The organism is Paracoccus saliphilus, assembly GCF_028553805.1.
In the GTDB taxonomy this organism is placed as follows: Bacteria; Pseudomonadota; Alphaproteobacteria; order Rhodobacterales; family Rhodobacteraceae; genus Paracoccus; species Paracoccus saliphilus.
The window spans coordinates 3,728,600-3,740,947 of record NZ_CP067140.1 but is presented as its reverse complement, the minus strand read 5'-3'; the positions used below and the strand labels follow the sequence as shown (position 1 = coordinate 3,740,947).

Genomic DNA, 12,348 nt, shown 5'->3' with positions numbered 1-12,348 from the left:
ATACAGAAAGGATCTTTCCATGAGTTTTCATCCTGTCGAACAAGCCCCGGCGCGCCTCAACCGCAGCGAGCTTGCCGTGCCGGGAAGTGCCCCGCAAATGTTCGAAAAAGCGGCGGAATCGGATGTGGACGTGATTTTCCTCGATCTCGAGGATGCCGTCGCGCCCGATGAGAAGGCCGAGGCCCGGAAGAACATCATCAAGGCGTTGAACGAGATTGACTGGGGGAGCAAGTCCATGTCGGTCCGGATCAACGGTCTTGATACCCACTACATGTATCGCGATGTGGTCGATGTGGTGGAACAGGCCGGCGAACGGCTTGACCTGATCATGGTTCCAAAGGTCGGAACAGCGGCCGACGTCTACGCGGTGGACATGCTGGTCACCCAGATCGAGGACGCGAAGGGCTACAAGAAACGCATCGGCTTCGAGCATATCATCGAGACTGCGCTCGGCATGCAGAATGTCTCCGAGATCGCGGCTGCCTCGAAGCGCAATGAAAGCCTGCATTTCGGCGTTGCCGATTATGCCGCCTCGACGCGGGCGCGGACGACAATCATCGGCGGCGTCAATCCCGATTACTCGGTGCTGACCGATCCCGCCGATGACGGGGCACGCGAAACGCATTGGGGCGATATGTGGCATTACGCTATTGCCCGCATGGTGGTTGCCGCGCGGGCGAATGGGTTGCGCCCCATCGACGGCCCGTTTGGCGATTTCGGAGACAGGGAGGGGTATCTTGCCGCTTGCCGCCGCGCAGCGGTTTTGGGCTGCGAAGGAAAATGGGCGATCCACCCGAGCCAGATCGCACTTGCCAACGAGATCATGAGCCCGTCGGAGGCCGAGGTTACCAAGGCAAAGCGTATTCTCGATGCCATGGCAGAGGCTGAAGCCTCGGGGCAGGGCGCGGTTTCGCTCGATGGACGGCTCATCGACTACGCTTCGATCCGTCAGGCCGAGGTGCTGGTCGAAAAGGCCCGGCAGATAGCCGGAGCTTGATTGATGGGCACGCTCAGGCGCATTGCCAGGACACTTTTCGCGATGGCCTGCGAAGCCGCCGACCCGGCGAATGCGTTGCGTGCCGCACTCGCTCAAAATCCACCACCGCCCTTGGGAGAGAACGGCCGCTATGTCCTTGTTGCCGTGGGCAAGGCAGCTGTTCCGATGGCCAAGGAAATGCTTTCGCAGATTGCAGCCTACCCATCCCGGGCGATGGTGGTCACGAACCGCGAGAACATTCGCGAATTGTCCGGTGCGACGGTCATGGAGGCAGGCCATCCGATTCCTGATGAGAATGGTGTGCGGGCCGCTGATGCAATTACCTCGCTTCTGGTCGGCTGCACGGCTGCCGACCGTGTAATCGCTTTGATTTCTGGTGGTGGTTCAGCCCTTCTTGTGGCGCCGGCGGGAGATCTGACGCTTGCCGACAAGGCGGAAGTCAACCGTCTCATGCTTGAGAATGGGTTCGAGATCGGTGCGATGAACCTCGTTCGTCAACAGTTATCGCGGCTGAAAGGCGGTGGGATGCTTTACTTCGCCGATCCAGCCCCTGTCACGGCGTATATCCTGTCCGATGTGGTCAGTGACGAACTTGAAATAATTGCGTCCGGCCCAACGGTGTCACCGATCGGAACACGAGAGGATGCCCGGTCCCTGCTCGAAGCGCGGGGAATGTGGCTGCTCTTGCCCGAAGCGGTCCGCGAGCACCTCGGCCGTGGAACGGTTGGCGGGGCGCCTCCTCCGGCTGCCCGGAATTACCTGATCGGTTCGAATGGCAAAAGCCTCGAGGCGGTCGCGGAAGCCGCCGCAGGCCTCAACCCGGTGATTGTCAATAACCGGCTCGTCGGTGATGTATCCGATGCGGCGGCATATATTGTCGAGACGGCCATCGCCGCGTCGCCAGAAGGTTCTACATGTCTGATTTTCGGCGGTGAGACCACGGTGAAGCTTGCTGGCAAAGGGCTTGGGGGGCGGAACCAGGAACTTGCACTTCGCGTGGCGTTGACAATGCCCGATCTCGGACGGGACTGGGTATTCCTTTCGGGCGGTACAGATGGCCGTGATGGCCCGACTGACGCGGCTGGCGGGCTCGTCGATGCAGGTACAGTGGACCGGATCCGCGTCCGAGGGGCCAACCCCGAAGCGCTTCTTGCCGATAACGACAGCTACACCGCGCTCAAGCTGGCCGATGATCTCCTGATGACCGGGGCAACCGGCACGAATGTCGCAGATGTTCAAATCCTGCTGCTCGGCCGGTGATTGGGCGGCGATAAAGAAACAGTCAAAGTGGATGCCGGCTGATCCGGTGTCTTTACAGGTAGCAAAAAGGAAAGGCTTCAACGATGGACAACACCAGTATCGTTTTCCCGCCTCTCGAGATTCCCGAGACACTGGCCGCTGGTCCGGGACCCGGCAATACCGATCCACGCGTTCTCGATCGCTTTACCCAGACAGGGCTCGCAGACCACATGCAGGCTGACGTTCTGCGGGGAATGATTGAATGCAAGGTCATGCTTCGGGAGATTTGGGGCACAAGCAACGTTTACACCTACGGCGTTGGTGGCACCGGGTTTTCAGGGCTCGACTGCATGCTCAGTGCGATTTTGCCGGGCGACAGTGTCGTTGCGTTCGTCAACGGGACGTTTTCGGGTCTCGACGGTCTGGCGATCCGTATGAAAGCTGCAACCCGTGCGGAACTGAAGATTAACGCACTCGATCCGAAACCGAGTTCGGTGACGATCGTGGAAGTTCCGCATGGCCAGTCTGTGACGGGTGAAATTGTCGAAAATGCCCTCGCGGAGCATAAGCCGAAATGGGCGTTCATGGCGCATTGGGAGACCGGATCTGGCCGAGTCAACGATCTGAGGGGCTTTTCCGATGCCTGTGAGAAATACGACGCGCTCGGGTTGGTCGATGCTGTGTCTTCGCTCGGTATCGCGGATTTTTCGATCGACGATTACCCCGGCATTGTCGGTTGGGCTTCATGCCCGCAAAAGGGTGTGCTCTGCCTGCCGTTGACCTATGCACCGGTCAGCTTCACAGAGCGATACATTGATGAGGTGCGCGAGAACGGTTGCCACACTTACGTGCATAACCCGATCCTCGAAGCCCGTCACTGGGGCATTATTGACGGCGAGGATGTCGAGAAGGGGACCTACCACCGCACACATTCGGGCTATGCCGTTGCGGCCTTTCACGAAGCCCTGCGGATCATTTTACAGATCGGCAAACCGCAGCGCGCGAAGGATTACGCTTTCCATGAGAAGGTCCTGCGTGAGGCGGTAGAGGCGATGGGCTGTGAGGTCACGTCCGATATGACCAGTCTCGTCGTCTTGAACCTGCCGGATTCGCTTGCCGGGCGGGAGATGGAGCTGGTGCAGGGGTGCCGCGCTGAGGGCTTCGGAATTTGGCCGACATTATCGGAGCCGGTGCAGATCCGGATAGGCATTCTCAACCAGCTGTCGGAAAGCGCAATCACCGATATCGTGGAGCGCTTTGCCGCAGCGATGACGGAAATGGGCGCGGATATAGACTTGTCCCAAGTGCACCACGTCCTCAAGCGCCACTACGAGTCCGATATGGTTTCCAAATAGGAAAATGCCTCGGGGAGGAGGTGTCAAATGGACATTCATGAATATCAAGCCAAGGAGCTGCTTTCGAGGTTCGGTGTGATAGTCCCTCAAGGCTCGTTGGCATACAGCCCGGAACAAGCTGGCTACCGTGCACGGGAGTTGGGGGGTGATCGCTGGATCGTGAAAGCTCAGGTTCATGCCGGAGGACGCGGTAAGGCTGGCGGTGTGAGGCTTTGCGACAGCGATCAGGAAATCATCGCCGCTAGCGAAAGCATGTTCGGCCGCAAATTGGTCACGCACCAGACCGGTTCCGAAGGCAAGGGCATCTACCGAGTTTATGTCGAAGCTGCCGTGCCGTTTGAGCGCGAGATCTATCTCGGCTTCGTGCTCGATCGTTCGAGCCAGCGGGTAATGATTGTCGCCTCGTCGGAAGGGGGGATGGAGATCGAGGAGATCTCGGCGAAGAAACCGGACAGTATTGTTCGCTCTACAGTCGAACCGGCGGTTGGATTTCGTGAGTTTCAGGCCCGCGAGATCGCCTTCGCGCTCGACATTCCGGCGGCACTTACGCAACAGATGGTGCGGACGCTGCAAGGGTGTTATCGCGCCTTCCGGGACCTTGATGCGACAATGGTCGAAATCAATCCCTTGGTGATCACCAGTGACAATCGCATACTCGCACTGGACGCCAAGATGACCTTCGACGACAACGCGTTGTTTCGTCATCCCCAGATTGCGGAACTCAGGGACAAGAGCCAGGAGGACCCGCGCGAAAGCCGAGCAGCGGATCGTGGGCTCAATTATATCGGGCTCGTAGGCAATATCGGCTGCATCGTGAACGGTGCGGGCTTGGCCATGGCTACCATGGACACGATCAAGCTTGCTGGCGGAGAGCCCGCCAACTTTCTGGACATCGGAGGCGGTGCGACACCTGAGCGAGTGGCCAAGGCATTCCGTCTGGTTCTATCCGACGGCAATGTGCGGGCCGTCCTCGTGAATATCTTCGCCGGGATCAACCGTTGTGACTGGGTGGCTGAAGGCGTCGTAAAGGCGCTGACTGCCAATCCGGTTGGAGTGCCGGTGGTCGTGCGCCTCGCCGGGACAAATGTTGAGGAAGGGCTTCGGATTCTGGAAAATTCCGGTTTGCCGATCATCGGTGCCACGTCCCTCATGGATGCCGCAGAGCAGGCGGTTGCTGCCTGGAAAAACGATCAGGCTCGAGACCCCGAGGAGGAGACCAGCTGATGAGCATTTACCTCGACAGCGATAGCCGCGTGATCGTTCAGGGCATCACTGGACGGATCGCGCAATTTCATACCAAGGAGATGCTTGACTACGGCACCAACGTCGTCGGCGGAGTTGTTCCCGGCAAGGCAGGCGAGACCGTGCATGGAGTGCCGGTATTCAATACCGTAAAGGATGCGGTGGCGGCGACCGATGCTGATGCAAGTCTGGTGTTCGTGCCGCCACCCTTTGCAGCTGATTCGATCATGGAAGCTGCCGATGGAGGCATCCGTTATTGCGTTTGCGTCACGGACGGCATTCCGGCGCAGGACATGATCCGCGTCAAGCGCTACATGCATCGCTATTCGCGAGAACGACGCATGGTGCTGACCGGGCCGAATTGTGCAGGGACGATCAGTCCTGGAAAGGCCCTGCTGGGTATTATGCCCGGGCATATCTACTTGCCGGGAAATGTAGGCATTGTCGGCCGCTCAGGCACGCTCGGGTATGAAACCGCCGAGCAAATGAAAGATCTTGGGATTGGTGTGTCGACCTCGGTCGGCATCGGTGGCGACCCGATCAACGGGTCCTCGTTCAAGGATATCCTCGAGGAATTCGAAAATGACGGAGAAACCGAGTTGATTTGCATGATCGGTGAAATAGGTGGACCGCAGGAAGCCGAAGCGGCTGAGTTCATCCAGAGCCAGATGACCAAACCTGTCGTTGCCTACATCGCGGGGCTGACCGCACCCAAGGGCCGCACCATGGGTCATGCAGGCGCGATCATTTCGGCCTTCGGCGAAAGTGCAAGCGAGAAAGTGGAAATGCTCACAGCCGCAGGTGTGACAGTTGCCGAGAACCCATCGGTCATCGGTGAGACCGTGGCACGGGTCGTCAGGAAAACGGGATGAGGGAGGATAGAATGGAAAAACCAAAGGTACTTGTCACACGGCGCTGGCCCGAAGCGGTAGAGACGCGAATGACAGACATGTTCGATGTGACGTTCAATGAGACCGATCAGCCGCTCAGCCCTTCCGACATCGGCGAAGCAATGGCGGTATTCGACGCAATTCTTCCGACGGTCACCGACCGTCTGTCGAAGGAAGTCTTTGACAGACCGAATATACGCACAAGAATTCTCGCGAATTACGGCGTTGGCTTCAGCCATATCGATGCAGATGCGGCAAAGAGCCATGGCATTGTCGTGACAAACACCCCTGATGTGCTTTCAGAATGCACCGCCGATCTCGCCATGACCCTGCTACTGATGACTGCTCGGCGCGCAGGCGAGGGAGAACGTGAGCTGCGTGCGAGTGCCTGGTCTGGCTGGCGGCCAACGCACATGATCGGCAAGAAAGTGTCGGGTGCGACGCTTGGAATCGTCGGCTTTGGCCGTATCGGGCAAGCCATGGCTCAGCGCGCCAGATTTGGATTCGGGATGAAGATTCTTGTCCAGAACATTCCGCCCGTTCCGGACGATGTTCTGGCCGCCTATGACGCCGAGCAGGTCGATACGATCGACGAACTTCTTCCCCGATGCGATTTTGTCTCGCTTCATTGCCCGGGCGGTTCGGCAAACCGGCATTTGATCAATAGCCGGCGGCTCAACTTGATGAAGCCCGGTGGCTATCTCATTAACACTGCCCGGGGGGAGGTCATCGATGAACTCGCATTGGCGCAGGCGTTATCATTCGGGACGATTGGTGGCGCGGGCCTCGACGTATTCGAGCATGAACCTCAGATTCCTGATGAACTCCTGAATGCCGACAATCTCGTCATGTTGCCCCATCTCGGTTCCGCCACAAGAGAGACCCGCGAGGCGATGGGATTTCGCGTGCTGGAGAATCTTCTCGATTTCATTGAGGGGCGTGAACCACGGGATCGTGTGAACTGATGCAAGGAACAGAAGCATACGCCGAGGATCGACTCGATCAGGGAAGTGGTAGTTATGCTACACTTCTCCGGTCCGAGTTGTATGAGCTCTGGCATGACGTCATAGCCTTGCGCGCACCTCAGGTGGCAAAGAATTTCGATGCTGGCGCCGAGGTCAGAATACCTCGGGGCAATGCGGCTATCCCCTATCTCCAGGCGTTCAATATCTGGTTTCAGCTGCTCCGGATCATCGAAGAGAATGCGGCCGTGCGGAACCGTCGCCAAGCGGAAACGAAATACGGTCCGGACGCGGTGCCGGGGAGCTTTGCCAAAGTTCTGGCCGAACTCCATGACAAGGGGATCAGTGAAGCGCAGCTTGCGGACACATTACGTGATCTTTCGATCGGGCCGACGATCACCGCTCATCCTACCGAGGCAAAACGTGTCACGGTGTTGGAGATCCATCGTCGGATTTATCGAAAGCTCGTGGCTCTCGAGACACAGCGTTGGACTCCGCGCGAGCGTACCGTGCTTTCCGACGATTTGCGCAGCGAGATTGATCTTCTGTGGATGACCGGGGAGTTGCGGCTGGAACGACCGAGTATCTCGGACGAGATCGAGTGGGGATTGCAGTTCTTCCGCGATAGTATTTTCGACGCGGTGCCGATACTTAATGAGCGCTACATTGTCGCCGGGTTCGATCCCGACACTACTCCCGGTATCCGGTTTCACAGCTGGATCGGCGGTGATCGTGACGGCAACCCCAATGTTACGGTCAGCACCACCGAAGAAGCGTTGGCGCGAAACAGAACGGCCATTCTGGACAAGTACGTCTCCGGCCTTCGTGATGCGGCGGAGCAGATAAGCATCAGCTCTACCATCATGGCGATTCCTGAAGAGGCAAGATATTCGCTAGATGCTCTGATAGCCGAGATCCCGGAACATTTGGGTCGTAATCCGGGCGAGGTTTTTCGTCAGGCGCTAACAGTAATCCGAGATCGCATTGAAGACCTGCGTGACGGGCGCGGTGGATACCGGCATTTGCTGGATTTCATCGCTGATCTAAAAGTGATCGAGGATGGACTTGAGGCGATCGATGCCGGGCATCTGTCACGTCGCCTCGTTCGTCCGATCCGCTGGCAGGCGCAAAGCTTCGGCTTTCGGACCGCGACATTGGACGTACGGCAGAATTCTACCGTTACGACCGAGGTCCTGCATGAAATCTGGACGATAAGTAGTGACGATCCCACGCCGGAATATGGTACGGCGGAATGGTCGAGCCGGTTGCGGCAAGAACTTTCGGACTCGGACCTGGCCGAGGTTGCTTCAGACCGTCTGAGCGATATGGGCAAAGAGCTGATCATTTTGCTCCAGCTGATGCGTTCTTTGCGGGAAAAGGCGGATCGAGAGGCGATTGGCCCGTTCATATTGTCCATGACTAGGTCCACGGACGATCTTCTTGGTGTCTATCTGCTGGCGCGTTATGCCGGTTTCGAGGCGGAGATGCTGGATCTGCGTGTCGTGCCATTGTTCGAAACCATCGATGATCTTCGAGCAGGACCAAAAATTCTGTCGGATCTGCTTGAGGTGCCGTTGGTCCGGCGGAGCCTCAAGGCCAGAGGAGATAACCGGCTCGAGGTAATGCTGGGTTATTCCGACAGTAACAAGGATGGCGGGTTCTTCTGTTCGACGTGGGAACTTGAGAAAGCACAACGCAACATTCTGCGTACCTTGGAACCGTTTGGCATTCGGCCAGTCTATTTTCATGGTCGCGGAGGCTCTGTCAGTCGGGGCGGGGCGCCCACGGAGCGCGCTATCGCGGCTCAACCCCCCGGGACCGTGGCCGGTCACATGCGGATTACCGAGCAGGGTGAGGTGGTATCGTCTAAATATGCCAATCGGGGTACGGCACTGCATACACTGGAAGTTCTGGCCTCGTCCGTGCTGGCCCATTCCGCCGGAGGAATGTCGCGTCCGGCAACGCCGGAATTCGACGATGCGCTTGAGGGGCTGGCGGGGATGTCACAGGCCGCCTACGTGACCCTTTTGCGGAAACCCGGTTTTATCGATTACTTCCAGCAGGCCAGCCCGGTGGAGGAGTTGGCAATGCTCAAGATCGGCTCGCGCCCGGCACGGCGGTTCGGAGCCAAATCGCTTGATGATCTGCGGGCGATACCGTGGGTGTTTGCCTGGTCGCAGAACCGCCATCTCATTACGGGCTGGTATGGCTTCGGATCGGCGATAGCAAGTTTTCGCAAGGTTCGCGGAAGCGAAGGCGACAAGCTGTTGAACAGGATGTTCGCGGATTCGCCGCTGTTTCAACTGATCGTTGATGAAGTCGAGAAATCACTGTTCCAGGCAGATATCGATATTGCAGCCCGGTATTCTGCTCTGGTCGAGAATACGGATGTTCGCGATACGATTTTCAGTGACATCCTGAACGAATATCGCTGCAGTGAGAAAGCGGTCCTCTGGATTACCGGCAGTAGCTTGCTGGCGGAGCGCTTCCCGGCAATGCGCGAGCGTTTCGACTGCGTAAAAGGGCCGATGGGCAGCATTCATGCATTGCAGGTGGATTTGCTGCACGACCTTCGTGATCAGGCGGCCCCAAGGCTATCGGTCCCACTGCTGCAAACGATGAACTGTATCGCAGCCGGACTTGGATGGACCGGTTAATAACCAAGTGAGGAGATGAAAATGAACGCTGCTGACCGCGATGCTGGCTTTTTTACTGAGAGCCTTTCCAACCGCGACCCCGATCTTTATGCCGCAATTCGTGACGAACTTGGCCGTCAACGAGACGAGATAGAGCTTATCGCCTCGGAAAATATTGTCTCCAACGCAGTGCTGGAGGCGCAGGGGTCGGTACTGACCAATAAATATGCCGAAGGGTATCCGGGCCGCCGCTATTATGGCGGCTGCCAGTTTGTTGATGTGGTCGAAAACCTTGCGATTGATCGCGCGAAGAAACTTTTTGGCTGTGAGTTTGCTAACGTGCAACCGAATTCCGGTAGCCAGGCAAATCAGGGCGTCTATACAGCGCTTCTTCGACCCGGAGATACCATTCTCGGCATGAATCTTGCCTCCGGTGGTCATTTGACTCATGGTGCGGCGCCAAACCAATCGGGCAAGTGGTTCAATGCAGTTCAATATGGGGTTCGCCAACAGGATTGCTTGATCGACTTTGATCAGGTCGCCGCGCTTGCGAACGACCATAAGCCAAAACTCATCATTGCTGGCGGCTCGGCCATACCGCGGGAAATTGACTTTGTAAAATTCCGCGAAATCGCCGACAGTGTCGGCGCTTATCTCATGGCCGATATGGCACATTTTGCCGGGCTCGTCGCCGGTGGTGAACATCCCTCTCCTTTTCCGTATGCCCATGTTGTCACGACTACGACGCACAAGACGTTGCGGGGCCCGCGTGGCGGCATGATACTCACCAATGATGCGGAGATTGCGAAAAAGGTGAATTCGGCGATTTTCCCGGGAATACAGGGCGGACCGCTGATGCATGTTATTGCTGCCAAGGCAGTGGCGTTCGAGGAGGCTCTGCAGCCTCAATTCAAGGCCTATGCTGGTCAGGTCGTGAAGAATGCGCAGGCTCTGGCTGACGAATTGATCAAGGGCGGCCTCGACATCGTCACCGGCGGTACGGATACGCATGTGGTGCTCGTCGACCTCAGGCCGAAGAATGTGAAAGGCAATGAAACGGAGAAGGCGCTTGGCCGTGCCCATATCACCTGCAACAAGAACGGCATCCCCTTTGATCCGGAAAAGCCGTCCGTAACTTCAGGTATTCGTCTGGGAACGCCCGCTGGCACCACTCGTGGGTTTGCAGAATCCGAGTTTCGCCGAATTGCCCGGCTTATTGTCGAGGTGGTCGATGGGCTTTCGGCCAACGGTGAAGCGGGCAATGCCGAGGTCGAACAGAAAGTCAAAACCGAGATCGAGGAACTCTGTTCCCGTTATCCGATCTATCGGCGTCTCTGAGCCCGAGGTTGGCAGCTTTGAGTGCGGCACGGATGGCGGTAATTCTTTTTCCTACAATATCAAATGGTTGATCAATAGATAGAAACGGAAAAACGGGGGCTAGAACGCCATGAAGATTGGCGCTTTGAAGGAGAGTTACGAGGGCGAGGCACGGGTGGCGATCACGCCGTCTTCGGCAGCGCATCTCCAGAAGCTTGGACACGAGGTTTTCGTCGAATCCGGTGCCGGGGTACGGGCTGGTTTTTCGAATTCCGACTATGAGAAGGCCGGGGTCACTGTCGCACAAACCGTGGCCGACCTGATCAAGGCCGTTGATGTCGTGGCCAAGGTGCGCGAGCCTGCGGATGCCGAGATCGGGCAGATGCGCGAGGGGCAGACGCTGATTTCGTTCTTTTACCCGGCGCAGAACGCTGAATTGCTTGAAAAGGCGAAAGAGCAGGGCATTACCGCGATTGCCATGGACATGGTGCCGCGCATCAGCCGCGCCCAGAAGATGGACGCGCTGTCCTCGATGGCGAATATCGCCGGATATCGCTCGGTCATCGAGGCGGCGAACAATTTCGGCCGCTTCTTCACCGGGCAGGTGACGGCGGCGGGCAAGGTGCCACCAGCCAAGGTGCTGGTCGTGGGCGCTGGTGTGGCCGGCCTGGCTGCCATCGGCACTGCCACCAGCCTTGGCGCGCGGGTCTTCGCCTTCGACGTGCGCCCAGAGGTGGCAGAACAGATCGAATCGATGGGCGCCGAATTCGTGTTCCTCGATTTCGAGGAGCAGACGCAGGACGGGGCCGCGACCGGTGGCTATGCCGCGCCGTCCAGCCCGGAATTCCGCGAAAAGCAGCTCGAGAAATTCCGCGAACTTGCCCCCGACATGGATGTGGTCATCACCACCGCGCTGATTCCCGGACGGGATGCGCCGGTCCTGTGGACCAAGGACATGGTCGAGGCGATGAAGCAGGGCAGCGTCATCGTTGACCTTGCGGCGGAAAAGGGCGGCAATTGCGAACTGACCGTCGCGGATGAGCGAATCGTCACGGAAAACGGCGTGACCATCGTCGGTTATACCGATTTTGCCAGCCGGATGGGGGCGCAGTCCTCCGAGCTTTATGGCAACAATATCCGTCACTTCATGACCGACCTGACACCGAAGAAAGACGGTGTGATCGTGCATGACATGGAGGATGACGTGATCCGTGGCGCCACCGTCGCGCATGATCACGACATCACCTTCCCGCCGCCTCCCCCCAAGGTTGCGGCGATCGCGGCGCAGAAGCCCAAGGAAAAGCCGAAGGAGCTGACCCCGGAAGAGCGCCGCGCGCAGGAGGTCGCGGCCTTCAAGGCGGAAACAAAGTCGCAGGTCACGATGCTGGCCGGGGGCGGCATCCTGTTGCTTCTGATCGGGCTGATCGCGCCTGCCAGCTTCATGTCGCATTTCATCGTCTTCGTGCTGGCCTGTTTCGTGGGCTTCCGGGTGATCTGGAATGTCGCGCATTCGCTGCACACGCCCTTGATGGCCGTGACCAACGCGATTTCGTCGATCATCATTCTCGGTGCGTTGATGCAGATCGGTTCGGGCTCGGCATGGGTGCTGATCCTCGCGGCGCTTGCCGTGCTGATGGCGGGGGTCAACATCGTCGGTGGCTTCCTCGTCACCCGCCGCATGCTCGCCATGTTCCAGAAATCGTAAGGAGG

At 58.1% G+C, this 12,348-nt stretch carries 9 protein-coding genes; all 9 read left to right on the top strand.

All coding sequences use genetic code 11. The features are described from left to right. The first annotated feature begins 19 nt into the window (after window positions 1-19). Window positions 20-997, top strand: coding sequence for an HpcH/HpaI aldolase/citrate lyase family protein (locus JHX88_RS17955; protein WP_076529104.1), 978 nt, complete (start codon window positions 20-22; stop codon window positions 995-997). Window positions 998-1,000: 3 nt separating this feature from the next. Continuing rightward, window positions 1,001-2,257: a glycerate kinase type-2 family protein gene (locus tag JHX88_RS17950; RefSeq protein WP_076529105.1), complete on the top strand. Its 1,257-nt coding sequence runs from the start codon at window positions 1,001-1,003 to the stop codon at window positions 2,255-2,257. 83 nt (window positions 2,258-2,340) lie between these two features. Next, window positions 2,341-3,591, top strand: a complete 1,251-nt coding sequence (locus JHX88_RS17945) for a pyridoxal-phosphate-dependent aminotransferase family protein (RefSeq protein ID WP_076529107.1) — start codon at window positions 2,341-2,343, stop codon at window positions 3,589-3,591. 27 nt (window positions 3,592-3,618) lie between these two features. Beyond that, complete coding sequence (locus tag JHX88_RS17940) at window positions 3,619-4,815, top strand: malate--CoA ligase subunit beta (RefSeq protein ID WP_076529109.1); 1,197 nt, start codon at window positions 3,619-3,621, stop codon at window positions 4,813-4,815. Beyond that, window positions 4,815-5,705 carry a succinate--CoA ligase subunit alpha gene (sucD, locus tag JHX88_RS17935; protein WP_076529111.1) on the top strand — a complete coding sequence of 297 codons (891 nt, stop codon included), beginning with the start codon at window positions 4,815-4,817 and terminating at the stop codon, window positions 5,703-5,705. Before JHX88_RS17940 ends, sucD begins: the two co-directional genes overlap by 1 nt. A gap of 11 nt (window positions 5,706-5,716) precedes the next feature. After that, window positions 5,717-6,688 (top strand): 2-hydroxyacid dehydrogenase, encoded by a 972-nt coding sequence (locus JHX88_RS17930; RefSeq protein ID WP_076529113.1) that lies wholly within the window; start codon window positions 5,717-5,719, stop codon window positions 6,686-6,688. Continuing rightward, entirely contained in the window at window positions 6,688-9,342 is a 2,655-nt protein-coding gene (locus JHX88_RS17925; protein WP_076529115.1) for a phosphoenolpyruvate carboxylase, read from the top strand. Before JHX88_RS17930 ends, JHX88_RS17925 begins: the two co-directional genes overlap by 1 nt. A gap of 21 nt (window positions 9,343-9,363) precedes the next feature. After that, window positions 9,364-10,659, top strand: a complete 1,296-nt coding sequence (gene glyA, locus JHX88_RS17920) for a serine hydroxymethyltransferase (protein WP_076529117.1) — start codon at window positions 9,364-9,366, stop codon at window positions 10,657-10,659. 109 nt (window positions 10,660-10,768) lie between these two features. Continuing rightward, window positions 10,769-12,343 carry a Re/Si-specific NAD(P)(+) transhydrogenase subunit alpha gene (locus JHX88_RS17915; protein ID WP_076529195.1) on the top strand — a complete coding sequence of 525 codons (1,575 nt, stop codon included), beginning with the start codon at window positions 10,769-10,771 and terminating at the stop codon, window positions 12,341-12,343. Window positions 12,344-12,348 lie beyond the last annotated feature (5 nt).